Annotated in this window: 13 protein-coding genes, 1 tRNA gene and 1 rRNA gene; 11 read left to right on the top strand and 4 right to left on the bottom strand. The window is 71.0% G+C overall.

All coding sequences use genetic code 11. The features are described 5' to 3' along the window. Positions 1–8: 8 nt before the first annotated feature. The 3 genes from rrf to EOT10_RS37655 all read left to right on the top strand — a co-directional run bounded on the left by rrf (position 9) and on the right by EOT10_RS37655 (position 1,059). A 5S ribosomal RNA gene (gene rrf, locus EOT10_RS37665) occupies positions 9–125 on the top strand. A gap of 115 nt (positions 126–240) precedes the next feature. Beyond that, entirely contained in the window at positions 241–903 is a 663-nt protein-coding gene (locus EOT10_RS37660) for a DegT/DnrJ/EryC1/StrS family aminotransferase (RefSeq protein ID WP_189492608.1), read from the top strand. A gap of 83 nt (positions 904–986) precedes the next feature. Continuing rightward, positions 987–1,059, top strand: a tRNA-Thr gene (locus tag EOT10_RS37655). Positions 1,060–1,126: 67 nt separating this feature from the next. Here the strand turns inward: EOT10_RS37655 and EOT10_RS37650 are convergent. Further along, positions 1,127–3,808 carry a SpoIIE family protein phosphatase gene (locus EOT10_RS37650; RefSeq protein ID WP_223281440.1) on the bottom strand — a complete coding sequence of 894 codons (2,682 nt, stop codon included), beginning with the start codon at positions 3,806–3,808 and terminating at the stop codon, positions 1,127–1,129. Positions 3,809–4,080: 272 nt separating this feature from the next. Here EOT10_RS37650 and EOT10_RS37640 point away from each other — a divergent pair, with 272 nt between their 5' ends. The 8 genes from EOT10_RS37640 (at position 4,081) to EOT10_RS37605 (ending at position 18,008) form a co-directional block, all read left to right on the top strand. Beyond that, positions 4,081–9,585, top strand: coding sequence for a HAMP domain-containing protein (locus tag EOT10_RS37640; RefSeq protein WP_127832892.1), 5,505 nt, complete (start codon positions 4,081–4,083; stop codon positions 9,583–9,585). A gap of 274 nt (positions 9,586–9,859) precedes the next feature. Then, positions 9,860–10,543, top strand: coding sequence for a response regulator (locus tag EOT10_RS37635; protein ID WP_127832891.1), 684 nt, complete (start codon positions 9,860–9,862; stop codon positions 10,541–10,543). A gap of 184 nt (positions 10,544–10,727) precedes the next feature. Then, positions 10,728–13,475 carry a DNA translocase FtsK gene (locus EOT10_RS37630; RefSeq protein WP_223281439.1) on the top strand — a complete coding sequence of 916 codons (2,748 nt, stop codon included), beginning with the start codon at positions 10,728–10,730 and terminating at the stop codon, positions 13,473–13,475. A 202-nt stretch (positions 13,476–13,677) separates the two neighbouring features. Then, complete coding sequence (locus EOT10_RS37625; RefSeq protein WP_127832889.1) at positions 13,678–14,559, top strand: helix-turn-helix domain-containing protein; 882 nt, start codon at positions 13,678–13,680, stop codon at positions 14,557–14,559. Positions 14,560–14,637: 78 nt separating this feature from the next. Then, positions 14,638–16,098 carry a 30S ribosomal protein S12 methylthiotransferase RimO gene (rimO, locus tag EOT10_RS37620; protein WP_127832888.1) on the top strand — a complete coding sequence of 487 codons (1,461 nt, stop codon included), beginning with the start codon at positions 14,638–14,640 and terminating at the stop codon, positions 16,096–16,098. After that, entirely contained in the window at positions 16,095–16,778 is a 684-nt protein-coding gene (pgsA, locus tag EOT10_RS37615; protein ID WP_127832887.1) for a CDP-diacylglycerol--glycerol-3-phosphate 3-phosphatidyltransferase, read from the top strand. Before rimO ends, pgsA begins: the two co-directional genes overlap by 4 nt. A 158-nt stretch (positions 16,779–16,936) precedes the next feature. Beyond that, positions 16,937–17,524, top strand: coding sequence for a CinA family protein (locus EOT10_RS37610; protein ID WP_127832901.1), 588 nt, complete (start codon positions 16,937–16,939; stop codon positions 17,522–17,524). Between the two features lie 109 nt (positions 17,525–17,633). After that, complete coding sequence (locus EOT10_RS37605) at positions 17,634–18,008, top strand: helix-turn-helix domain-containing protein (protein WP_127832886.1); 375 nt, start codon at positions 17,634–17,636, stop codon at positions 18,006–18,008. A 565-nt stretch (positions 18,009–18,573) separates the two neighbouring features. On the opposite strand, the gene EOT10_RS37595 is transcribed toward EOT10_RS37605, so the two are convergent. From EOT10_RS37595 to EOT10_RS37585, 3 genes are all read right to left on the bottom strand, one after another. Continuing rightward, complete coding sequence (locus tag EOT10_RS37595; RefSeq protein WP_127832885.1) at positions 18,574–19,350, bottom strand: SDR family NAD(P)-dependent oxidoreductase; 777 nt, start codon at positions 19,348–19,350, stop codon at positions 18,574–18,576. Positions 19,351–19,410: 60 nt separating this feature from the next. Then, positions 19,411–20,244 (bottom strand): Fpg/Nei family DNA glycosylase, encoded by an 834-nt coding sequence (locus EOT10_RS37590; RefSeq protein WP_127832884.1) that lies wholly within the window; start codon positions 20,242–20,244, stop codon positions 19,411–19,413. Between the two features lie 217 nt (positions 20,245–20,461). Next, positions 20,462–25,348 carry an ATP-dependent helicase gene (locus EOT10_RS37585; protein WP_127832883.1) on the bottom strand — a complete coding sequence of 1,629 codons (4,887 nt, stop codon included), beginning with the start codon at positions 25,346–25,348 and terminating at the stop codon, positions 20,462–20,464. Positions 25,349–25,440: the final 92 nt, after the last annotated feature.

Raw genomic sequence — 25,440 nt, 5'->3', positions numbered from 1 at the left:
CATAGTGTTTCGGTGGTCATAGCGTGAGGGAAACGCCCGGTTACATTCCGAACCCGGAAGCTAAGCCTCACAGCGCCGATGGTACTGCAGGGGGGACCCTGTGGGAGAGTAGGACGCCGCCGAACTATCATTCAAAGAGCTGGTCCCTGAACTTCGGTTCAGGGACCAGCTCTTTTTTGTTTTGCGTCACTTGTCGTTCACGTTGCGCGGCCAACATCCCGTGTCATGGGGACAGTTGCAATGCTGAGGGCCGTCGGTATCGGAACCGGTGACGAGGTCATCGTGCCCGCCTACGGGAACGTCGAGGTCGCCGAGGCGGTCGAACTGGCCGGTGCCAGGCCGGTGTTCGCGGACATCGACCCCGACACGTACTGCCTCGACCCGAGTTCGGTCGAAGCTGGCGTCAGCGGGCGTACCGCGGGGATCATCGCCATACACCGCTTCGGGCAGCCCGCCGATGTGGCGCGGCTCCGGGAGATCGGTGGGCGGCGTGGGCTGCTGGTTCTCGAGCACGGAGAGTCGGACCAGTCGCACGACGGTCTCGCGCAGCGACGGGCGTACGCCGGCTATCTGAACGCGCGGTTGAGTGGGGTGCGGACGCCGCTCGGGAGCGACCGGCACAGCTACCAGCAGTACGTCGTGCGGGTGCCCGGCAACGGCCGGCCGGACCGGGACGCCTTCGCGCATGCCGTGCGGGCCAGGGGAATTGACTGCCGTGTGCCGGTGAAGACCCCCGTGCACCGGTTGCCGCGGTTCCGGCGTGACGTCGCGCTGCCGGAGACGGAGCGCGCGGCCGACGAGACGCTTGCGCTGCCTCTCAGTGCCTCGCTGTCCCGGCGGGACCTGCACAAGGTCGTGTCCGCGTGCAATGCGCTCGGAGGGCTGCTCCAGCCGGCGTTCTGAAGCGCGGGCGGGGCGGTTCGAAGCGCTCTCAAGTTCGGGTATGCTTAATTCTGTTGCTGCGGGGGAAACCCCGAAAGCGACCGGCCCCTATAGCTCAGTCGGTAGAGCGTCTCCATGGTAAGGAGAAGGTCTGCGGTTCGATTCCGCATGGGGGCTCAGATATGAAGGCCTCCGCCCTTTCGGGCGGGGGCCTTTCGCGTTGTCCGCGGGGCCCTCGGCCCTTTCAGTCCTTGTGGAGTCCGGGGACGCGCATCGTCAGGATGGCCATGTCGTCCGACGGGGCGTCAGAGGCGAAACGCTCCACGGCACGCATGATGCGGGCCGCGACGGCGCCGGCCGTGAGGCCCGTACACGTCGTCAGGACGTCTGCCAGGCCGTCGTCGCCGAGCATGCGGGTTCCTTCGCGGCGCTCGGTGATGCCGTCCGTGACGCAGAGGAGGACGTCGCCCGGGTCGAGGGTCATCGTCTGCTCGTAGAGCTCCAGGTCCTCCATGACGCCGAGGAGCGGCTGCGGTTCCGCGTACGGCTCGACCGTGCCGTCCTGGCGCAGGCGCAGGGGGAGCGGATGGCCGGCGCAGACCATCTTGAGGACCGCCGAGCCGTCCTCCTGCGGCCACAACTCGCCGTAGAGGAGCGTGAGGAAACGGCTGCGGGCGCCCTCGTCGAGGATGGCGGCGTTCAGGCGTTCAAGGACGGCGGGGCCGCCGAAGCCCTCGCGGGCCAGGAGGCGGAGGGCGTGCCGGGCCAGGCCGGTGACCGCCGCGGCCTCCGGACCCGTACCGCAGACGTCGCCGATGGCGAAGCCGTACGCGCCGTCGCGGATGGGGAACAGGTCGTAGAAGTCGCCGCCCACCTCGTTGCCCTCGCCGGCCGCGCGGTAGATGACTTCGACCTCGACGCCCGGGATGTGCGGGAGCTCCGGAGGGAGCAGGCTGCGCTGGAGGGACCGGCTGATGGCCATGCGCTCCGAGTAGAGGCGCGCGTTGTCCAGGGCGAGCGCGGCTCGACGGCTCAAGTCCTCGGCCAGTTCCAGGATTTCCTGGCGGAAGTGTTCGTCGGACGGCTTGCCGAGTGTGAGCATGCCGATGACGCGGTTGCGGGCGACCAGGGGGAGGACGACGGTCTCGCCGCCGACCGCCGCGGCCGTCGCCAGGGTCGTGCCGATGCCCGAGCTGACGCTCGCCGGGGCGCCGAGGCCCAGGCTGCGCATGGACGTCCGCAGAGCCGCCTGGTGGGCCGCTTCGGAGGGGGCGGCCCAGACGCGGGCGCCGGGCGTGGGGACCGGGTCCGGCGGGGCGATCTTGGAGAGGAGCGCCTTGAGGCCGTCGATACGCTCCTCGTCCTCGTGCAGCACGTAGGAGAGGTACGGCTCCGAGGACTGGTCGGCGATCGTGTAGACGGCGCACCAGGTGGCGAGCGTCGGGACCGTCATCTGGGCCATGAGCGCGAGGGTCTGGTCGCGGTCGAGGGTGCCGGCGAGGAGGTCGGATGCCTCGACCAGGAAGCTGAGAGAGCCGCGGCGGAGCTTCTCCAGCTCGCCGAGGCGGGCCGACTCGACGGCCAGGGCGATGCGGTCGGCGGCGAACTGGAGGCGCAGGGCCTCCTCGTTCGAGTACCGGTCGGGTGCTTCGGCGGCGACGCCGAGCGAGCCGGTGAGGCGGCCCTCGACCTTGAGGGGGACGGTGACGACCGAACGCATGCCCGTGCCGTTGAGGAGGGGGACGGCGCCGGGGACGACGGTGAGGTCCTCGTGGACGGCCGGCATGCGGGCCGAGCCGTAGCGGCCCGGGCCCACCTCCACGGGGACGCGGGCGAAGCGCTGGCGGGCCGAGGGGAGGCCGGTGGAGGCGCGGACCTCCAGTTCGGTCTCGTCGTCGGTCGCGAGGAGCAGGAACGCGGAGTCGCCGTCGAGCATGTCGCGGGCGCGCTCGACGGTGCGCTGGAGCAGGCCGTCGAGGTCGTCGGGGGCGGGGGAGCCGATGAAGACCTCGAACGGGTCGGACGCGTTGCCCTCGGAGAGGGTGCCGGTCTCCGCGGTGGTCTGGCCGCGCAACGGGGTCTGCAGGACGGCGCGTTCGTGGTCGCGGACGAGGAGGCAGACCGTGGACGGTTCGCCGTCGGCGTCGCGGACGCGGAGGTGGGAGGCGTAGACGGGTGTCACGCGGCCGTTGGCGCCGCGGATGCCGTAGCTGCCCTCCCAGCGCGAGAGCTGCAGCGCCTCGGCGATGCCCGTGCTCGTGCCGGGGGTGTGCGGCCAGGCCGCGAAGTCGGTGAGAGGTTTGCCGATGACCTGTTCGGCGACGTATCCGAAGAGGTGTTCCGCGTCCTCGCTCCAGGCCGAGACGGCTCCGGTGCGGTCGATCTGGACGACGGCGACCCGCACTCTGCCGTCGGCGGCCAGGGGAAGGACCTCGGTGGGGAGGGCGGGGCCGGCGGTGCGGGTGCCCACGGAGCGCTGGGGAAGGGCGAGTTGGAACCAGACAAGTTTGTGCGTCGGGGTGTAGTCGACGCCCCAGCGGGTGGCGAGGGCCGCGCAGAGCTGGAGGCCGCGGCCGCCCTCGCGGTCGGGGCTGCCCATGCTGACCGCGGACTGCTGGAGCGGGATCTCGCGTTCCGGGTAGCGGTCGGCGACCTCGATGCGTACGCCGTCGTCGGTGCGCAGGCACAGGACCTCGGCGGACGTGCCGGCGTGCACCACGGCGTTCGTCACGAGTTCGCTGGTGAGGACGACGGCGTCGTCGATGATGTCGGGGAAGCCCCACCCCTGGAGGGTGTCGCGCACAAAGGCGCGGGCGGTCGCGACGGACCGCCCGACGGGGTCGAAGGTGGCAGCCGCGCGCGCGGTGATCACAGAACTCCCAGTATCAGTCGTACGAGTCTCGACGCCCAGGTCTCCCGAACTCATGGCGCGGCCGCCCCCTCCGATGCCCGTCGTCCTCGTGCCACCGCCCTGGCCGGGCGGACCGGGGTGGGTGGACAGCCGCTGCCAAGGTTACTTACCTTCGCCGTCCATGCGGATGCCGGTCGTCAGTGTTTTCCGCCCAGAGGGTGTGCGGAGGGTGTGCGAAGCTGCCGAACTGTTATGGCCTGGTTCTGCCATGGTGAAACACTGGGCAGGCTTCCGAAGAGAACCCGAGCAATCCGAGCAGTACGGCCGACCCTTGCGGGAGGGACACAGTGGAGTCTGGCGCAGCGTCGCGAGGCACGAATACGCGCGCAAAGGGCGGTCAGTCCCTGACAAAGCAGCGTAAACCGCGCAATGGGACCACAGCGGTGGACACCGCTGCCCTGAACAGACTGCTCGCCGGGCTGGTGGCCATGCGGGACGGTAACTTCCGCAAGCGCCTCACGGTGTCGGGAGACGGCCTCATGGCCGAGATCGCGGCGGTCTTCAACGAGGTCGCGGACCGGAACCTGCACCTCACCGGCGAGTTGTCGCGCGTGCGGCGCATGGTCGGCCGGGAGGGCAAGCTCACGGAGCGGCTCGAGGCGGGCGCCTGTGAGGGCTCGTGGGCCGCGGCGATCAACGCCTCGAACGCCCTGGTCGACGACCTCGTACGCCCTGTCTCCGAGGTGGGGCGGGTGCTCACGGCGGTCGCAGAGGGTGATCTGTCGCCGCGCATGGAGCTGCGGTCGCAGGTGCCCGACGGGGCGGGGCATCCGCTGCGGGGCGAGTTCCTGAAGGTCGGGCGCACGGTCAACAACCTGGTGGATCAGCTGTCCACGTTCACCGACGAGGTCACGCGCGTGGCCAGCGAGGTGGGCACGGAGGGCAAGCTCGGCGGCCAGGCCCGGGTGCGCGGTATGTCCGGTTCGTGGAAGGACCTCACGGATTCGGTCAACACGATGGCGTACCGGCTGACGGCTCAGGTGCGTGACATTGCTCTCGTGACGACCGCCGTGGCCAAGGGTGATCTGTCCCGGAAGGTCACGGTTCACGTCGCGGGCGAGATGCTCGAGCTGAAGAACACCGTGAACACCATGGTCGATCAGCTGTCGTCGTTCTCCTCCGAGGTCACCCGGGTGGCCCGCGAGGTGGGTACGGAAGGCGAGCTCGGCGGCCAGGCGCAGGTGCCGGGTGTGGCGGGTGTGTGGAAGGACCTCACGGATTCCGTAAATCTCATGGCCGGCAACCTGACGGCCCAGGTGCGCGGGATCGCGCAGGTGACGACGGCTGTCGCCAACGGTGATCTGTCTCAGAAGGTGACGGTTTCGGCGCGCGGTGAGGTCGCCCAGCTCGCCGAGACGATCAACCAGATGACCGAGACGCTGCGCACCTTCGCCGACGAGGTCACGCGCGTGGCCAACGAGGTCGGTGCGGAGGGGCGCCTCGGCGGCCAGGCGAACGTGCCGGGCGCGGCGGGTACGTGGAAGGACCTCACCGACTCGGTGAACACGGTCTTCCGGAACCTGACCACTCAGGTGCGTGACATCGCGACCGTCACGACGGCGGTGGCGAACGGTGATCTGTCGCAGAAGGTCACCGTCGACGTCGCGGGCGAGATGCTCGAGCTCAAGAACACCGTCAACACGATGGTGGACCAGCTCTCCGCGTTCGGTTCCGAAGTGACCCGTGTGGCGCGGGAGATCGGTGTCGAGGGTGAGCTGGGCGGCCAGGCGCAGGTGCAGGGCGCGGCCGGCACGTGGAAGGACCTGACGGACTCCGTCAACACGGCCTTCCGCAACCTGACGGGCCAGGTGCGCAACATCGCGCAGGTGACGACGGCGGTCGCCAACGGTGATCTGTCGCAGAAGGTCACCGTCGACGTGTCCGGCGAGATGCTCCAGCTGAAGAACACCGTGAACACGATGGTGGATCAGCTGTCGAGCTTCGCCGACCAGGTGACCCGTATGGCGCGTGATGTGGGTACGGAGGGCCGCCTCGGCGGTCAGGCGCGCGTCGACGGCGTGTCCGGCACCTGGAAGGAACTCACGGACTCCGTCAACTTCATGGCGGGGAACCTGACTTCACAGGTGCGGCAGATCGCCCAGGTGACCACGGCGGTGGCGCGGGGTGACCTGTCGCAGAAGATCGACGTGGACGCGCGCGGCGAGATCCTGGAGCTGAAGAACACCATCAACACGATGGTCGACCAGCTCTCCGCCTTCGCCGACCAGGTGACCCGCGTGGCCCGCGAGGTGGGTACGGAGGGCCGGCTCGGCGGTCAGGCGCAGGTGCCCGGCGTCGCCGGTGTGTGGCGCGACCTGACCGACTCCGTGAACGGCATGGCCGGCAACCTCACTGCCCAGGTGCGCAACATCGCGCAGGTCGCGACGGCGGTGGCCCGCGGTGACCTGTCGCAGAAGATCGACGTGGACGCGCGCGGCGAGATCCTGGAGCTGAAGAACACCCTCAACACGATGGTGGACCAGCTCTCGAACTTCGCCGAGCAGGTCACGCGGGTGTCCCGCGAGGTGGGTACGGAGGGCATCCTCGGCGGGCAGGCCGAGGTCCAGGGTGTCTCCGGCACCTGGAAGGACCTCACGCAGTCCGTGAACGGCATGGCCAACAACCTGACCCTTCAGGTGCGCAACATCGCCGAGGTCACCACGGCCGTGGCGCGCGGCGACCTGTCCAAGAAGATCACCGTCGACGCGAAGGGCGAGATCCTCGAACTCGTCACGACCGTGAACACGATGGTCGACCAGCTGTCGTCGTTCGCCGAGCAGGTGACCCGGGTGGCCCGCGAGGTGGGCACGGAGGGCCAGCTGGGCGGCCAGGCACGCGTGCGGGGCGTCACGGGCATCTGGAAGGACCTCAGCGACAACGTCAACCTGATGGCCAACAACCTGACCAGCCAGGTGCGGAACATCTCGCAGGTCGCGGCGGCCGTCGCCAACGGTGACCTCACCAAGAAGGTCACGGTCGAGGCCCGCGGTGAGGTCGCGCAGCTCGCGGACACGGTCAACACGATGGTGACGACGCTGAGTTCGTTCGCCGACCAGGTCACCAGGGTGGCCCGCGAGGTGGGCACCGACGGCATCCTCGGCGGGCAGGCCCGCGTACCCGGAGTCTCCGGTACGTGGAAGGACCTCACCGAGTCCGTGAACGGCATGGCGTCGAACCTGACCGGACAGGTCCGCAACATCGCGATGGTCACGACCGCCATCGCGAAGGGCGACCTGACCAAGAAGATCGACATCGACGCCCGGGGCGAGATCCTCGAGCTGAAGACGACGATCAACACGATGGTCGACCAGCTGTCGTCGTTCGCCGAGCAGGTGACGCGAGTCGCCCGCGAGGTGGGTACGGAGGGTCAGCTGGGCGGTCAGGCGCGGGTGCGTGACGTCGACGGCACGTGGCGCGACCTGACCGAGTCAGTGAACGAGATGGCCGGGAACCTGACCCGTCAGGTGCGCGCCATCGCGGCCGTCGCGACGGCGGTGACCCGCGGCGACCTGAACCTCAAGATCGACGTGGACGCGGCGGGCGAGATCCAGGCCCTGCAGGACAACATCAACAAGATGATCTCCAACCTCCGCGACACCACGGTGGCCAACGAGGAGCAGGACTGGCTCAAGGGCAACCTCGCCCGTATCTCGGGCCTCATGCAGGGCCGCCGCGACCTGGAGGACGTGGCGTCGCTGATCATGAGCGAGCTGACGCCGGTCGTCTCCGCGCAGCACGGCGCGTTCTTCCTGGCGCTGCCGACGGACGAGGCGGAGGCGGCGGGCGCGCCCGAGGACGCGTACGAGCTGCGGATGCTGGGCAGTTACGGCTACTCGATGGGGTCCATGCCGACGTCGTTCCGGCCCGGCGAGACGCTGATCGGGACGGCCGCCCAGGAGCGGCGCACGATCCTCGTGGAGAACGTGCCGCAGGGCTATCTGAAGATCGCCTCCGGGCTCGGTGAGGCGCCGCCCGCGCATGTCATCGTCCTGCCGGTGCTCTTCGAGGGCACGGTCCTCGGAGTCATCGAGCTGGCGACCTTCCAGCCGTTCACGCAGATCCAGAAGGACTTCCTGAACCAGATCGCCGAGATGATCGCGACCAGCGTGAACACCATCTCCGTGAATACGAAGACGGAGGTGCTGCTCAAGCAGTCGCAGGAGCTCACCGAGCAACTGCGGGAGCGGTCGGCCGAGTTGGAGAACCGGCAGAAGGCGCTCCAGGCGTCCAACGCGGAGCTGGAGGAGAAGGCCGAGCTGCTGGCCCAGCAGAACCGCGACATCGAGGTCAAGAACACCGAGATCGAAGAGGCCAGGCAGGTCCTGGAGGAGCGTGCCGAACAGCTCGCGGTCTCCATGCGCTACAAGTCGGAGTTCCTGGCGAACATGTCGCACGAGCTGCGCACGCCGCTCAACTCCCTGCTGATCCTCGCCAAGTTGCTCGCCGACAACGCGGACTCGAACCTGACGCCGAAGCAGGTCGAGTTCGCCGAGACGATCCACGGCGCCGGTTCCGACCTGCTCCAGCTGATCAACGACATCCTCGACCTGTCGAAGGTCGAGGCGGGCAAGATGGACGTGTCGCCGACCCGCATCGCCCTGGTGCAGCTCGTCGACTACGTAGAGGCCACTTTCCGCCCGCTGACCGCGGAGAAGGGCCTCGACTTCTCCGTACGGGTCTCTCCCGAACTGCCCGCGACGCTCCACACGGACGAGCAGCGCCTGCTCCAGGTGCTGCGCAACCTGCTGTCGAACGCGGTCAAGTTCACCGACTCCGGAGCCGTCGAACTGGTCATCAGGCCGGCGAGCGCGGACGTGCCCGACGCCATCCGCGAGCAGCTCCTCGAGGCGGGCTCGCTGCGGGAGGCGGACGGTGACCTCATCGCCTTCTCGGTGACCGACACCGGCATCGGCATCGCGTCCAGCAAGATGCGGGTCATCTTCGAGGCGTTCAAGCAGGCCGACGGGACGACGAGCCGTAAGTACGGCGGTACGGGCCTCGGCCTGTCCATCAGCCGTGAGATCGCACGGCTCCTCGGCGGCGAGATTTACGCGCAGAGCGAACCGGGGCGCGGCTCCACGTTCACGCTGTACCTGCCGCTGCACCCGAGCGAGCTGCCGCCCCAGGGGTACCCCCAGCTCGCTCCGACGATCGAGCCGGGGAGGGCCTTGCCGCCCGTGGAGGGCACCATGCCGCCCGAGGCGTCGATGCCGCCGGAGGTCAGGTCGTACCAGGACACCCAGCACGGGCCGGCCGCGCTCTTCAGGCGGCGCCGCAGGCAGGTGGCCGCGCCGGAGCAGAGGTCGGCGCTGCCCGGCCGGCCGGCGCCGGTGTCGCCCGCGCCCGACCGTGCCCAGGAGCAGTGGGCGGGGGCCGCGGAGGAAGGGGCACCGCAGGAGCGCCCCACGTTCCACTTCGGCGGCGAGAAGGTGCTCATCGTCGACGACGACATCCGTAACGTGTTCGCGCTCACCAGCGTCCTGGAGCAGCACGGCCTGTCCGTGCTGTACGCCGAGAACGGCCGGGAGGGCATCGAGGTCCTGGAGCAGCACGACGACGTGACGGTCGTCCTGATGGACATCATGATGCCGGAGATGGACGGCTATGCGACGACGACGGCGATCCGCAGGATGCCGCAGTTCGCCGGGCTGCCGATCATCGCGCTCACCGCGAAGGCGATGAAGGGCGACCGGGAGAAGGCCATCGAGTCCGGGGCTTCCGACTACGTCACGAAGCCGGTCGATCCCGACCATCTGCTGTCGGTGATGGAGCAGTGGATGAGCGGGGAGTGACCGGGCAGGGGTGTATTGCCGCGCAGTTGCTGACTGAGTGTGGCCGAAGCCGTGTAGAACCGCCGTATGCGGGGAACCTTTTGGTCTCCCACCGCGTTTCTGCTACGTACACGGTGACATCGCGGTGACAGGGTGTGGCGACAGGCGGGGTGCGGCTACCATGACCGGCACAAGGACGGGCGGCGCAAGGGAGTCGTCCCCTGGGACGGCTTCCGGAGCCGTCCCAAGTCCTGCGGACAGGGGCGGCCCCATGCCGGGGCGAGGAGGGCGGGCCATGGTGCAGAAGGCCAAGATCCTCCTGGTCGATGACCGGCCGGAGAATCTGCTGGCGCTGGAGGCCATCCTCTCCGCGCTCGATCAGACACTGGTGCGGGCATCGTCCGGGGAGGAAGCGCTCAAAGCACTACTCACGGACGATTTCGCGGTCATTCTGCTGGATGTCCAGATGCCGGGCATGGACGGTTTCGAAACCGCCGCGCACATCAAGCGCCGCGAGCGGACACGCGACATCCCGATCATCTTCCTCACGGCCATCAACCACGGCCCGCACCACACGTTCCGTGGGTACGCGGCCGGCGCGGTGGACTACATCTCGAAGCCGTTCGACCCGTGGGTCCTGCGCGCGAAGGTCTCCGTTTTCGTCGAGCTGTACATGAAGAACTGCCAACTGCGGGAGCAGGCGGCCCTGCTGCGGCTCCAGCTCGAAGGCGGCGGCAAGTCGGCCGTCGGCGACTCCAAGGAGCCCGCCGGTCTGCTGGCCGAACTCTCCGCGCGGCTCGCGGCCGTCGAGGAGCAGGCGGAGGCGCTGTCGAAGCAGCTCGACGACGAGTCGGCCGACGCGGCCGCGGTCGCCACGGCCGCCCACCTCGAACGCAAACTCACCGGCCTGCGCCGCGCTCTTGACGCCCTGGAGCCCGGCACCGGCAGCGGAGCCGCCACGCTGCCGTCGCAGAACTGAGCAGCGGTCGGCCTTTCGAGGAAGCGTTCTGGGGAAGCTTCCGTCCTGGGGAAGGCTCCTGGGGAAGGGTCCTGGGGAAGCATCTTGAGGAAGCGTCACCTCAGGGCGCACCGATCCGCGACACAGACGGGTGAAGCCCTGGGCACACGTGTCCGCAGTGGTCTCCACCGGTAACCTCACACCCATGGCCTCACGTCCCGCAGCCAAGAAGACGCCCGCGAAGAAGGCGGCCGCGCCGACCAAGGCTCCGGCGAAGAGGGCCCCAGCCAAGAAGGCCGCCGCGAAGAAGGCCCCGGCGAAGAAGGCGCCCGCCAGGAAGGCCGTCGGGAAGAAGCCCGCGCCCAAGCCGGCGCCCAGCCCCACCGGGGGCGTGTACCGGCTCGCCCGCGCACTGTGGCTGGGCGTCGCACACAGCGTCGGCGCGATGTTCCGCGGCATAGGGCGCGGCGCCAAGGGGCTCGACCCGGCGCACCGCAAGGACGGCCTCGCCCTCCTGCTCCTCGGCCTTGCGCTGATCACCGCGGCCGGTACCTGGTCCAATCTCCGCGGGCCCGTCGGCGACCTGGTCGAAATGCTGGTCACGGGCGCTTTCGGCCGCCTCGACCTGCTCGTACCGCTGCTGCTCGGCGGCATCGCGGTCCGGCTCATCCGGCACCCCGAGAAGCCCGAGGCGAACGGGCGCATCGTGATCGGCCTGTCCGCGCTCGCGATCGGCGTGCTCGGCCAGGTCCACATCGCCTGCGGCTCGCCCGCCCGCAGCGACGGAATGCAGGCCATAAGGGACGCCGGCGGACTCATCGGCTGGGCCGCGTCCACCCCCCTCAGCTTCACCATGGGCGATGTCCTCGCGGTGCCGCTCCTCGTACTGCTCACCGTCTTCGGGCTGCTCGTGGTCACGGCGACGCCCGTCAACGCGATCCCGCAGCGCCTGCAGCTGCTCGGCGTGAAGCTCGGCGTCGTACACCCCGACCCGGAGGACGAGGCGTTCGGCGCGGCCGGGGACGACGAGGAGTACGACGAGCAGTGGCGCGGGGCCCGGCCCGTGCGCTCCAGGCGGCCCTCCGCGGACCCTGGGGCCTACGACCCGGATCAGGCAGAGCAGGAGGCCCTGTCCAAGCGGCGCAGGCCCCGGCGCACTCCCGTGCAGCCCGTCCTGGACCGGCCCATGGACGCCGTCGACGTGGCCGCGGCCGCCGCCGCGGCGCTCGACGGTGCGGTGCTGCACGGCATGCCGCCCTCGCCGCTGGTCGCCGATCTCACGCAGGGCGTCGGCGCGGAGCGGGAAGGCGGGCCGGAGCGCACGGCTCCGGTGCCGACCGCGCGGGCCAAGACCCCGGCCAAGGAGACGGCCCCCGAGCCCGCGCCGGCGAAGTCCGGCGTGCCCGACCTGACCAAGTCCGCGCCCGACACCATGCGGGACCTGCCGCCGCGCGCCGAGCAGCTCCAGCTCGCCGGCGACATCACGTACTCCCTGCCGTCGCTCGACCTCCTGGAGCGCGGCGGCCCCGGGAAGTCGCGCAGCGCGGCCAACGACGCCGTCGTCGACTCGCTGACGAACGTCTTCACCGAGTTCAAGGTCGACGCCGCCGTCACCGGCTTCACGCGCGGTCCGACGGTCACCCGCTACGAGATCGAACTCGGCCCCGCCGTGAAGGTCGAGAAGATCACGGCCCTCGCCAAGAACATCGCCTACGCCGTCGCGTCGCCGGACGTCCGGATCATCTCGCCCATCCCCGGCAAGTCCGCCGTCGGCATCGAGATCCCGAACACCGACCGCGAGATGGTCAACGTGGGCGACGTCCTGCGCCTCGCCGACGCCGCCGAGGACGACCACCCGATGCTCGTCGCGCTCGGCAAGGACGTCGAGGGCGGCTATGTCATGGCCAACATGGCGAAGATGCCGCACATCCTCGTCGCCGGTGCCACCGGCTCGGGCAAGTCGTCGTGCATCAACTGCCTGATCACGTCGATCATGTGCCGGGCGACCCCCGAGGACGTCCGCATGGTCCTCGTCGACCCCAAGCGCGTCGAGCTGACCGCGTACGAGGGCATCCCGCACCTGATCACGCCGATCATCACCAACCCCAAGCGGGCCGCCGAGGCGCTGCAGTGGGTCGTGCGGGAGATGGACCTGCGCTACGACGACCTCGCGGCGTTCGGGTACCGGCACATCGACGACTTCAACCAGGCGATCCGCGACGGCAAGCTCAAGACGCCGGAGGGCAGCGAACGCGAGCTGAAGACGTACCCGTATCTGCTGGTCATCGTCGACGAGCTCGCGGACCTCATGATGGTCGCGCCGCGCGACGTCGAGGACTCGATCGTGCGGATCACGCAGCTCGCGCGCGCGGCCGGCATCCACCTGGTGCTCGCCACCCAGCGCCCGTCGGTCGACGTCGTCACCGGCCTCATCAAGGCCAACGTCCCCTCCCGGCTCGCCTTCGCCACCTCCTCGCTCGCCGACAGCCGCGTCATCCTCGACCAGCCCGGCGCCGAGAAGCTGATCGGCAAGGGCGACGGGCTGTTCCTGCCGATGGGCGCGAACAAGCCGACCCGTATGCAGGGCGCGTTCGTCACCGAGGACGAGATCCATGCCGTCGTCCAGCACTGCAAGGACCAGATGGCGCCCGTCTTCAGGGAGGACGTCACCGTCGGGACCAAGCAGAAGAAGGAGATCGACGAGGACATCGGCGACGACCTCGACCTGCTGTGCCAGGCCGCCGAGCTGGTCGTCTCCACGCAGTTCGGGTCCACCTCGATGCTCCAGCGCAAGCTGCGGGTCGGCTTCGCGAAGGCCGGGCGCCTCATGGACCTGATGGAGTCGCGGAACATCGTCGGGCCGAGCGAGGGATCCAAGGCGCGTGACGTACTTGTGAAGCCGGACGAACTGGATGGAGTGCTCGCCGTGATCCGGGGGGAGGCTCACCCGTAAGGGAGCGTGAGGCAACCGTTTCTCTTCGCCGTACGTCAAGTTGAGGGAGGGGACAGTTCCATGCCCCAGCATCACGGTGACCGGCCGTCCCACCCGGCCATTCCGATGGCGTACAAAGTCTGACCGCCCGGTTGCCCCACCCTTTCGTACCCCCCCTAGACTGAACCTCCAGCAGGTGGTTACACGCTCGAAAGGCGCCCCCGTGTCCATCGGCAACTCCCCTGAAGACGACCGTCCTTCGGACGACCTCCGCGCGACGACCCCGCCGGCCGTCGAGCAGGCGACCGGGCCCTCGGACGCCCTTCCCTCGATCGGCCACGTCCTCCGTCAGGCGCGCGTCGACGCGGGGCTGACCGTCGACGAGATCAGTACGTCCACCCGGGTGCGTATCCCGATCGTGCAGGCGATCGAAGAAGACGACTTCTCCCGGTGCGGCGGCGACGTGTACGCCCGCGGCCACATCAGGACCATCGCGCGCGCCGTGGGCGTCGACCCCGAACCGCTGCTCGCGCGGTACGCCGACGCGCACGGCGGGCGGCCCGCGCCGACGCCGGCCACGCCCCTGTTCGAGGCCGAGCGGATCAGGTCCGAGCCGCGCCGGCCGAACTGGACGGCGGCCATGGTCGCCGCGATCGTCGCGGTGATCGGCTTCGTCGGGTACACCGCGTTCGGCGGCAGCGGCGCCGACGCTGCCAAGCAGCAGGCGGCCGACGGCGCCTCGCCGGCCACCGGCAAGCCGAAGCCGTCGGCGACCCACAAGCCCACCAGGCCCACCGACCCCAAGGCCGACCCGACCGACAGCGCGATCGCCGCCGCGCCCCGGGACAAGGTCACGGTCAAGATCAACGCGGCGGACGGCCGCAGCTGGATCTCCGCGAAGGACCACAACGGCCGGATCATGTTCGACGGCCTGCTCGAACAGGGCCAGTCGAAGACGTTCCAGGACAACCAGAAGGTCGACCTCGTCCTCGGTGACGCGGGAGCCATCCAGCTGTATGTGAACGGCAAGCAGGTCTCCAACGAGTTCCAGCCCGGACAGGTCGAGCGGCTCACGTACACCAAGGGCGATCCCGAGGTCGGATGAGCGAAGGGTTGCCCGGGGATGACCTCCGGGTAACCCTCCCGGGCGGGGGTGTCCGTGGGACGAAGTAGTCTTGAGCCCATGCCCGAACGCCGTACCGTCGCCCTTGTCACTCTTGGCTGCGCCCGTAACGAGGTGGACTCGGAGGAGCTCGCAGGCCGCTTGGAGGCGGACGGCTGGGAGCTCGTCGAGGACGCCGAAGCCGCGGACGTCGCCGTCGTCAACACCTGCGGCTTCGTCGAAGCCGCCAAGAAGGACTCCGTCGACGCCCTTCTCGAAGCCAATGACCTCAAGGGCCATGGCAGAACCCAGGCCGTCGTGGCCGTCGGCTGCATGGCCGAGCGGTACGGCAAGGAGCTGGCGGAAGCCCTGCCCGAGGCCGACGGCGTACTCGGTTTCGACGACTACGCCGACATCTCCGACCGGCTCCAGACCATCCTCAACGGCGGCATCCACGCCTCCCACACCCCGCGCGACCGCCGCAAGCTCCTGCCGATCAGCCCGGCCGAGCGGCAGGACGCCGGCGCCGAGGTCGCGCTTCCCGGACACGCGCCCGTGGACCTGCCCGAGGGCGTCGCGCCCGCGTCGGGCCCGCGCGCACCGCTGCGCCGCCGCCTCGGCACGAACCCCGTCGCCTCGGTGAAGCTGGCGTCCGGCTGCGACCGCCGCTGCTCGTTCTGCGCCATCCCCTCCTTCCGCGGCTCCTTCATCTCGCGCCGGCCCAGCGACGTCCTCGGTGAGACGCGCTGGCTCGCCGAACAGGGCGTCAAGGAGGTCATGCTCGTCTCGGAGAACAACACCTCCTACGGCAAGGACCTCGGCGACATCCGCCTCCTGGAGACGCTGCTGCCCGAGCTGGCCGCCGTCGACGGGATCGAGCGGGTGCGTGTCAGCTACCTGCAGCCCGCCGAGATGCGTCCCGGCCTCATCGACGTCCTCACGGGCACCGACAAGGTCGTCCCGTACTTCGATCTCTCGTTCCAGCACTCGGCGCCCGCCGTGCTGCGCTCCATGCGCCGCTTCGGTGACACCGACCGCTTCCTCGACCTGCTCGCCACGATCCGCGACAAGGCGCCGCAGGCCGGTGTCCGGTCGAACTTCATCGTGGGCTTCCCCGGCGAGACCGAGGAGGACCTGGCCGAGCTGGAGCGTTTCCTCACGGGCGCCCGGCTCGACGCGATCGGCGTCTTCGGCTACTCCGACGAGGAGGGCACGGAAGCGGCGACGTACGAGCACAAGCTCGACGAGGACGTCGTCGCCGAGCGCCTCGCGCGCGTGTCGCGGCTCGCCGAGGAGCTGGTCTCGCAGCGCGCGGAGGAGCGTGTCGGTGAGACGGTCCGCGTGCTCGTCGAGTCCATCGACGACGAGGACGGCGCCGTCGGTCGTGGCGAGCACCAGGCGCCCGAGACGGACGGACAGGTCCTGCTCACGAGCAGCGAGGGCCTGAGCGTCGGCCGTATCGTCGAGGCGAAGGTGATCGGCACCCAGGGCGTGGACCTGGTCGCCGAGCCGCTCGAGTGTGCTGAGGAGACGGCCAGATGACCGGAGTGCCGGCCTCCGCTGCGGGCGGTACCGGAAAACCGGCGCCCGGCGGCAAGCTGGGCGCTGCGGCCGTCAACCAGGCCAGCCTGTGGAACATCGCGAACATTCTGACCATGATCCGGCTCGTCCTCGTGCCGGGCTTCGTGGCGCTCCTGCTGGCCGACGGCGGCTATGACCCCGTCTGGCGCGCCTGGGCCTGGGCGGCCTTCGCCGTCGCCATGATCACGGACGTCTTCGACGGACATCTGGCCCGCACGTACAACCTCGTCACGGACTTCGGGAAGATCGCCGACCCCATCGCCGACAAGGCGATCATGGGGGCGGCGCTCGTCTGTCTCTCCAGCCTCGGCGACCTGCCGTGGTGGGTGACGGGAGTGATCCTCGGCCGCGAGCTCGGCATCACGCTGCTGCGGTTCTGGGTGATCCGGTACGGGGTGATCCCGGCCAGCCGCGGCGGAAAGATGAAGACCCTCGCGCAGGGCACGGCCGTCGGCATGTACGTGCTGGCGCTGACCGGACCGCTGGCCACCTTCCGTTTCTGGGTGATGGCGGTGGCGGTCGCACTGACCGTGATCACCGGACTCGACTACGTGAAGCAGGCCGTGGTGCTGCGCCGGCAGGGCATGGCCGCCGCCGAGCGGGCCGCGCGCGACGAGCGTGAGGCGGCGGCGGAACGGTGACCTCCGGGGCGGGTGCGTCCGACGGGGTGGCCTCTGGGGCGGGTGCGTCCGGCGGGGTGGCCTCTGGTGCCGGTGCGTCCCGCGGGGTGGCCTCTGCTGCCGGTGCGCTCGGCGCGCTCGGTGGTGGTGGGGCGGAGGGGCTTGGTGCTGCCGCTGAGGTGCTCCGGCTGCTCGCTGAGCGCGGTGAGAGCCTCGCCGTCGCCGAATCGCTCACCGGCGGCCTCGTGGCCGCCGAGATCACCTCGGTGCCGGGTGCCTCGCGCGTCTTCCGCGGATCCGTGACCTCGTACGCGACGGAGCTCAAACGGGACGTGCTCGGCGTCGACGGCACTCTCCTGGCCGAGCGCGGGGCGGTGGATCCCGAGGTGGCCCGGCAGATGGCCACCGGCGTGCGCCGGGTGCTCGGCGCGGACTGGGGGATCGCGACCACCGGGGTCGCCGGCCCTGACGAACAGGACGGCCGGCCGGTGGGGACGGTCTTCGTCGCGGTCGACGGCCCGGAGACCGGGATCGCGCGGCCCGAGACGGCGGGCGAGCGGCCCGGGGCGGCGGTCGCGCGGCCCGAGGCGGGGGGCGCCGGTTTCGCTCGTAGCCGGAAAGTGGCCGAGCTGCGGTTGAACGGCGACCGTTCGGAAATCCGTAGGGAGAGTGTACGGAGTGTGCTTGAACTGCTTCTTGAGCAGCTCTTGAGCGAACGCGCAGAGAATGAGCGGGCACAGGATACGGAACAGAACGGGGGGTTTTGATGTTTACAGCCCTGAGTGAACACGACATCGCTCCCCGCACGGCCGCGGCGCAAGGCGGTACGGTGGGGCGTGAAGGATGCGGCTACGCGGTCCGAGGAGGGAGCCACCGATGATTCTGCTCCGTCGCCTGCTGGGTGACGTGCTGCGTCGGCAGCGCCAGCGCCAGGGCCGTACTCTGCGCGAAGTCTCCTCGTCCGCCCGAGTCTCGCTCGGCTATCTCTCCGAGGTGGAGCGGGGGCAGAAGGAGGCATCCTCCGAGCTGCTGTCCGCTATTTGCGACGCGCTTGACGTACGGATGTCCGAGCTCATGCGCGAGGTGAGCGATGAGCTCGCTCTCGCCGAGCTGGCCGAGTCGGCAGCCAGTACCGATCCGGTGCCCGCACCGGTTCGCCCGCGGCTCAATTCCGTCTCCGTGGCCGGTGTCCCACCGGAACGGGTGACCATCAAGGCGCCTGCGGAAGCGGTGGACGTCGTCGCTGCGTGATCTCGCGCGGCGTGATGTCTCGTGCAGGTGTCACTCATAAGTGTGTGAAAGCCCCGGCCGGGTGATCGGCCGGGGCTTTCGCGTACCCAGGTGTGGGGCGCCGGGTGGGGAGGGCGTGGGCGCCGGGTCGTCTCGACATGCCCGCATCAGGACATTCGTGCCATGGTGAAGGGGATTTCCACGTGCGGGAGCGTCTCGCTCTAGCTGTGTGGCGTCGGCGTTCGGGTTCGATCCGGCATCGGGCAGGAGGTGGCCTCCGTGGCCTGGAGGGCGCGACTCCGGATACCGGCCGTGACGTGGCGGTCCGTGACGTGGCGGTCCGTGCGCTGGCGGTCCGTGCGGTGGATACCCGTCGTGGCCTTCGGGGTGCTGTGGTGGTGGGGTCTGCTGCGTCTCGTGTTCTCGCCCGACGTGGGGGCGTTCGAGGGCGCGGTGGCCGCCGGCGGCTGGGGGCTGAGCCTGCTGCCCGTGCACTGCGTGCCGAAGTCGCGGGCCGCGGGGGTGGCGGGTGCGGGGAGGAGAAGAAGGGCGGCTGGGGGAACAGGAAGGGCTGGTCGGGGCACCGTTACCAGGGCATGGCGACGCCGCCGTTAGGGCGGAGGATCTGGCCCGTGGTGAACGATGACGCGTCGGATGCCAGGTGCAGGACGGCGTGGGCGATGTCGTCCGCCTCGCCGACGCGGCCCAGCGGGGACATCCGGACCATCACGGCCTCGGTGTGCGACTGCTCCGCCGCGTCGTGCCGGCCGGTCATGGGCGTACGGATCCAGCCGGGCGCGACCGCGTTGACGCGGATGCCCTGCGGGCCGACCTCGGTGGCCAGCGTCTTCGTCAGCTGGACGACCGCGGCCTTCGAGACGCCGTAGCAGAGCAGGCCGGGGCCGCCCGTGTCCACCGCGCCCGAGGCCATCGTGATGATGCTGCCGCGCGTGCCGGTCGCGATCATGGCGCGGGCGGCCTCCTGGCAGGCGTACAGCACGCCCTTGAAGTTGATGCCGAGTACGCGGTCGAGGTCTTCGTCGCGGGTCTCCAGGACGGAACTGCTGTGCATGATCCCCGCGATCGCGGCCATGACGTCGAGGCGGCCGCTCGCGTCCACGGCGGCCGTCACCGCCTCGGCGAGCTGGGCGCGGTCCGCGACGTCGAGCGCGTGGGTGTGGGCCGTGCCGCCCTTGCTCTTGATGAGCGTCGCCGTCTCGTGCAGACCTTGCGCGTCACGGTCGGCGCAGTGAACGGCGGCCCCGGCTTCGGCCAGGAGCAGGGCGGAGGCACGTCCGATGCCGCTCGCGGCGCCGGTGACGAATGCGGTGCGTCCGGTGAGGTCGTACGCGGTGAGGGCCATGAGGGGACCGTACGAGCAGTTCTGACGGTCCGTCAATTAGTGGGCGGGGGTTGGTAGGGGCTATCTGGTGGGCCCGGGGTGGGCGGCGGAGGGGTGTGGGGCCGGTCCGTGCTGGCAGGCCGGGCACCAGTAGGTGGGGCGGTCGCGTGCGCCGTCGCCCTGGTCGGCCGAGCGGATCGGGGTGCGGCAGCGCAGGCAGGGGCGGGGCGCCCGGCCGTAGACGTAGAGGCGCCGGCCCGGGCGGTCGCTGCCGGTGGTGACGCGTGCCGGGCGGTCGCGATTGGTTTCGAGGAGCCTTTTGGCGAGCTCGGGCAGGTGCGCGGCCGTGCCGGCGGGGAGGTCGCCGACGGGCAGCCACGGGGTGACGCGGAGCAGGAAGCAGAGCTCGGACTTGTAGACGTTGCCGATGCCCGCGAGATTGCGCTGGTCGAGGAGCGCGTCGCCGAGAGGGCGGGCCGGGTCGCGCAGGAGGTTGCGCAGGGCGGTGTCGGCGTCCCAGTCCGGGCCGAGCAGGTCGGGGCCGAGGTGGCCGACGACCTTGTTCTCGTCGGTCGTGCGCAGGAGTTCGAGGACGGGGAGGCGGTAGCCCACGGCGGTGCGGGTGGCGTTCCCGAGGACCGCGCGGATCTGGTGCCCGGGGCCTCCGGTCCAGCGCTCACCCGGCGCGTAGACCTTCCACGAACCGTCCATGCGGAGGTGCGAGTGCAGGGTCAGGCCGCCCTCGATGCGGGTGAGGAGGTGCTTGCCGCGAGGGGTGACGTCGAGGACCGCCCGGCCGGTCAGATCTGCCGTCGCGAAACGGGGTACGCGCAGGTCTGAGCGGGTGAGCACCTGGCCCGCGAGGGCGGTGTGCAGTCGCCGCGCGGTCTGCGCGACGGTGTCTCCTTCGGGCATGCGTCCAGGGTGGCACGGGTGGGTGGGTGACGGGTGGGCCCGCGTGGGGTGGTGGGGCTGTGCCGGTGGGCGGTACGGGGTCGGTGCAGGCCTCGTACCCGTTTCGGTGGGCGGTACGGGGTCGGCGCGGGCCTGTGCGAGTGGGGTGGCCGTGCCCGTTCCGGTGGGAGGTGCGGGCCTGCGCGCGTGGGGGGCTAGCGGTTTCGGGTCGTCGGGGTTATGCCCGTAGGCGCAGGCCGCGGGGGGTCGCGTGGAAGCCGGCCGATTCCAGCAAGGAGGAGAACGGGGAGGTCAGCGCCGCGGTTCCGTTCACCCGCTCCACGGTGATCGTGCCGAGGGAGCCCGATCTCGCGGCGTCGGCCAGGGCCTGTGCCGCCGCGGGAAGGCGGGCGTCCTCGGCCAGGTCGGCAGCGGAGAGCGCTCCCGCGTCGCCGTCGGACGCGGTCCAGGCCAGCAGCGTCTTGCCGCCGCGCTCCATGTACAGGGTCAGCTCGCCGTCGACGAGCACGACCAGGGAGCCCGCTTTGCGGCCGGGCTTGTGGCCGGCGCCGGTGGGGGAGTCGGGCCAGGGCAGGGCAGCCCCGTACGCGTTCGCCGGGTCGGCGGCGGCGAGGACGAGGGCTCTGGACATGCCTCTGCGCCGGGGAGCGCGGCCGGAACCGGAACCGGAACTGGAACGACTCGGCGTGGGCCATGCGTCCTGTTCCGTGAAGTCCGGGGGGAAGTCCGGGACCGCGTACGGGCCGGTGGTCGCGGACCAGGACGGGTCACCGGAGGCCGACGGGGCGGACAGGTGCGGCGGCCACGTGGAGTCGGGGGCGGCGCCCGTCGGTGCGGCTGCGTACGGGTCGGGTGGGGTGTCACCGCGGTCGCGGGCGTTCGCCGCGGCGCGCAGGCGGTCCACCGCGCCGTCCATCGCGAACTGGGCCGCCCCCAGGCCTTCGACGACGTATCCGCGCCGGGCCTGGCCGCTCTCCTCGAAGGCCGACAGGACGCGGTACACCGCGGAGAAGCCGCCCTCCACGCCCTCCGCTGCGACGGCGCCCCGGGTCACGACGCCGTGCCGGTCGAGGAGCGTGCGGGCCAGGGCGTGGGCGCGCACCGTCGGGTCGGGGTCGACGGCCGGCAGCAGCGACCAGCGGCCGGCGACGGTGGGCGGGCCCGAGCGCGAGGCGGTCCGCGCGGCGGCGGTGAGGCCCCCGTAGCGGCCGCGGGGGATCGAGCGGCGCGCCCGGTGAGCCGTGGAACCCGCGGTGCGGCCCGACCCGAGGAGCGCGCGCATGGGCGCGAGCGTGTCGTTCGTGAGCCGTCCGGACCAGGCCAGATCCCAGAGCGTGTCCGCCAGTTGGGGATCGGTCGCGTCCGGGTGGGTCGTCGCGCGGACCTGGTCGGCGATCTGGCGGAAGAACAGACCGTAGCCTCCGGAGAGGGTGTCCAGGACCGACTGGTGCAGGGCCGTCAGCTCCAGGGGATGGGCCGGCGGGAGCAACAGGGGCGCCGCGTCGGCCAGATAGAGGGAGACCCAGCCGTCCTTGCCGGGCAGGGAGCCCGCGCCCGCCCACACGATCTCGCCCGCCGCGGTGAGTTCGTCGAGCATCGCCGGGGTGTAGCCCGAGACGCGGGACGGCAGGACCAGCTTCTCCAGGGCGGAGGCAGGGACGGACGCGCCCTGCAACTGCTCCACCGCGCGCACCAGTCCGTCCACGCCCCGCAGCCCGTGCCCGCCCAGGTGCTGCCACTGGGGCAGGAACTGGGCGAGGGCGGCGGGCGGCACCGGCTCCAGCTCGTGTCGCAGCGCCGCGAGCGAACGGCGCCGCAGCCGCCGGAGCACCGTCGCGTCACACCACTCCTGACCGATGCCCGCCGGGTGGAACTCCCCTTGTACGACCCGCCCGTTCGCCGCGAGGCGCTGCAGCGCGCCGTCCGTGACCGCCGCGCCCAGACCGAAGCGGGCGGCCGCGGCGGCCGACGTGAAGGGGCCGTGCGTGCGCGCGTACCGGGCGAGCAGGTCGCCCAGGGGGTCCTTGACGAGCTCCATGAAGGCTTCGGGTACGCCCACCGGGAGTGCGGTGCCGAGCGCGTCCCGCAGTCGGCCCGCGTCCTCGATCGCGGCCCAGTGGTCGGCCCCGGCGATACGGACCCGGATGGCGCGGCGGGCGGACGCCAGGTCCTCGGCCCACCCCGGCCGGGCGCCCCGCTCCGCCAACTCGGCGCCGGTGAGCGGCCCGAGGACGCGCAACAGGTCGGCGACGCCCTCCACGTCCTTGATGCGGCGGTCCTCGGTGCGCCACTGGAGTTCCTGCTCCAGTTCGGTGAGCACGTCGGCGTCGAGCAGCTCGCGCAGCTCCGCCTGGCCGAGCAGCTCGGCGAGCAGACGAGAGTCCAGCGAGAGGGCCGCGGCGCGCCGCTCGGCGAGCGGGGAGTCGCCCTCGTACAGGAACTGGGCGACGTAGCCGAACAGAAGCGAGCGGGCGAACGGGGACGCCTCCGGGGTGGTGACCTCGACGAGACGGACCTTGCGGGACTCGATGTCCCCCATCAGCTCCGTGAGGCCGGGTACGTCGAAGACGTCCTGGAGGCACTCCCGCACCGCTTCGAGGACGATCGGGAACGAGCCGAACTCGCTCGCCACCTGGAGGAGTTGGGAGGCGCGCTGGCGCTGCTGCCACAGGGGCGTGCGCTTGCCGGGGTTGCGGCGCGGCAGCAGCAGCGCGCGGGCCGCGCACTCGCGGAAGCGGGCCGCGAACAGGGCCGAGCCGCCGACCTGGTCGGTGACGATCTGGTCGACGTCGCCCTTGTCGAAGGCGACGTCCGCCGCTCCCAAGGGGGCCTGGTCGGCGTCATACTCCGTGCCCGGCCTTGCGGGGTCCTGGTCGAGGAGGTCGAGTCCCATCAGGTCGGCGTCGGGCAGGCGCAGCACGATGCCGTCGTCGGCGTGCATGACCTGGGCGTCCATGCCGTACTTCTCGCCGAGCCTGGCGCCGAGGGCGAGCGCCCACGGAGCGTGCACCTGTGCGCCGAAGGGGGAGTGCACGACGACCCGCCAGTCACCGAGCTCGTCACGGAACCGCTCGACCACGATCGTGCGGTCGTCCGGGATGTGGCCGCAGGCCTCGCGCTGCTCGGCCAGGTAGGACAGCACATTGTCGGCGGCCCAGGCGTCGAGTCCCGCCTCGAGGAGGCGCAGCCGGGCGTCGTCGTCGGACAGTGAGCCGACCTCGCGCAGGAACGCGCCCACCGCGCGCCCCAGTTCGAGCGGCCGGCCCAGCTGGTCGCCCTTCCAGAACGGGAGCCTGCCCGGGACGCCGGGCGCGGGGGAGACCAGCACGCGGTCGCGCGTGATGTCCTCGATGCGCCAGGAACTCGTACCGAGGGTGAAGACGTCGCCCACACGGGACTCGTAGACCATCTCCTCGTCGAGCTCGCCCACGCGGCCGCCGCCCTTCTTGGGGTCGGCGCCGGCGAGGAACACCCCGAAGAGGCCGCGGTCCGGGATCGTGCCCCCGGAGGTGACGGCCAGGCGCTGGGCCCCCGGGCGTCCCGTGACCGTGCCGGCGACGCGGTCCCACACCACGCGCGGGCGCAGCTCGGCGAAGGCGTCGGAGGGATAGCGGCCGGCGAGCATGTCGAGGACGCCGGTGAACGCGGACTCCGGGAGCGACGCGAAGGGCGCCGCGCGGCGGACCAGCGCGAGCAGGTCGTCGACCTGCCACGTGTCGAGCGCCGTGATCGCGACCAACTGCTGGGCCAGCACGTCCAGCGGGTTGGCGGGGACGCGCAGGGACTCGATGGAGCCGGTCCGCATCCGCTCGGTGACCACCGCCGACTGGACGAGGTCGCCCCGGTACTTCGGGAAGACGACGCCGGTGGAGACCGCGCCCACCTGGTGGCCCGCGCGCCCCACACGCTGGAGGCCGGAGGCCACGGAGGGCGGGGACTCCACCTGGACGACCAGGTCCACCGCGCCCATGTCGATGCCCAGCTCGAGGCTCGACGTGGCGACCACCGCGGGCAGCCGGCCCGCCTTGAGGTCCTCCTCGACGAGGGCGCGCTGCTCCTTGGAGACCGATCCGTGGTGCGCGCGGGCGATCACCGCGGGCGCCCCGTTCGCCGCGCCCGAGCCACCCATCAGCTCGGCCGGCGCGTGGTCCTCGGGCATCACCTCGCCCGTCGCCCGCTCGTACGCGATCTCGTTCAGCCGGTTGCACAGGCGCTCGGCGAGGCGGCGGGAGTTGGCGAAGACGATCGTCGAGCGGTGCGACTGGACCAGGTCGGCGATGCGCTCCTCGACGTGCGGCCAGATGGACGGCCGCTCCGCGCCCTGGTCGGAGTCGGCGACCGGCGATCCGCCGAGCTCGCCCAGGTCCTCCACGGGGACGACCACCGAGAGGTCGAACTCCTTGCCTGAGCGCGGCTGGACGATCTCCACCTTGCGCTGCGGCGACAGGAAGCGCGCCACCTCGTCGACGGGACGGACCGTCGCCGACAGGCCGATCCGGCGCGCGGGCCGGGGCAGCAGCTCGTCGAGCCGCTCCAAAGACAGCGCTAGATGGGCGCCGCGCTTCGTGCCCGCGACCGCGTGCACCTCGTCGAGGATCACCGTCTCGATGCCCGTGAGCGCGTCCCGCGCGGCGGACGTGAGCATCAGGAACAGCGACTCGGGTGTCGTGATCAGAATGTCCGGCGGCCGGGTCGTCAGGGCCCGGCGCTCGGCCGGGGGCGTGTCCCCGGAGCGGATGCCGACCTTCACCTCGGGCTCGGGCAGACCGAGGCGCACCGACTCCTGCCGGATGCCCGTGAGCGGGCTGCGCAGATTGCGCTCCACGTCGACCGCGAGGGCCTTCAGGGGCGAGACGTACAGGACGCGGCAGCGCTTCTTCGGGTCCGCGGGCGGCGGCGTCGACGCCAGCTGGTCCAGGGCCGCCAGGAACGCGGCCAGGGTCTTGCCGGAACCCGTCGGCGCGACGACCAGCACGTCCGAACCCTCGCCGATGGCCTGCCACGCCCCGGCCTGCGCGGCCGTGGGCGCGGAGAAGGCCCCCGTGAACCAACCGCGGGTCGCGGGGGAGAAGCCGTCGAGCGGGCTGCGTGCGGACCTGACCATGCACCCATCGTGCACCTCCCCACTGACAAAGCCCCGGACCTGCGCAAACGCCGTCCGCCCGGAGCCGGCGGTGGGCGGGCGCGGGCGGCCGT

The sequence above is a fragment of the Streptomyces antnestii genome (assembly GCF_004005495.1).
Classification (GTDB): Bacteria; Actinomycetota; Actinomycetes; order Streptomycetales; family Streptomycetaceae; genus Streptomyces; species Streptomyces antnestii.
The sequence above is the reverse complement of the archived record's forward strand: the minus strand, read 5'-3'. Positions and strand labels throughout refer to the sequence as shown.

Excerpts from the sequence above, each read along its gene's own strand:
- EOT10_RS37590 (WP_127832884.1), bottom strand. The coding sequence starts at position 20,244 with ATGCCCGAAGGAGACACCGTCGCGCAGACCGCGCGGCGACTGCACACC.
- EOT10_RS37650 (WP_223281440.1), bottom strand. The coding sequence starts at position 3,808 with ATGAGTTCGGGAGACCTGGGCGTCGAGACTCGTACGACTGATACTGGG.
- rimO (WP_127832888.1), top strand. The coding sequence starts at position 14,638 with ATGCCCGAACGCCGTACCGTCGCCCTTGTCACTCTTGGCTGCGCCCGT.
- EOT10_RS37585 (WP_127832883.1), bottom strand. The coding sequence starts at position 25,348 with ATGGTCAGGTCCGCACGCAGCCCGCTCGACGGCTTCTCCCCCGCGACC.
- EOT10_RS37660 (WP_189492608.1), top strand. The coding sequence starts at position 241 with ATGCTGAGGGCCGTCGGTATCGGAACCGGTGACGAGGTCATCGTGCCC.
- EOT10_RS37630 (WP_223281439.1), top strand. The coding sequence starts at position 10,728 with ATGGCCTCACGTCCCGCAGCCAAGAAGACGCCCGCGAAGAAGGCGGCC.
- pgsA (WP_127832887.1), top strand. The coding sequence starts at position 16,095 with ATGACCGGAGTGCCGGCCTCCGCTGCGGGCGGTACCGGAAAACCGGCG.
- EOT10_RS37635 (WP_127832891.1), top strand. The coding sequence starts at position 9,860 with ATGGTGCAGAAGGCCAAGATCCTCCTGGTCGATGACCGGCCGGAGAAT.
- EOT10_RS37605 (WP_127832886.1), top strand. The coding sequence starts at position 17,634 with ATGATTCTGCTCCGTCGCCTGCTGGGTGACGTGCTGCGTCGGCAGCGC.
- EOT10_RS37595 (WP_127832885.1), bottom strand. The coding sequence starts at position 19,350 with ATGGCCCTCACCGCGTACGACCTCACCGGACGCACCGCATTCGTCACC.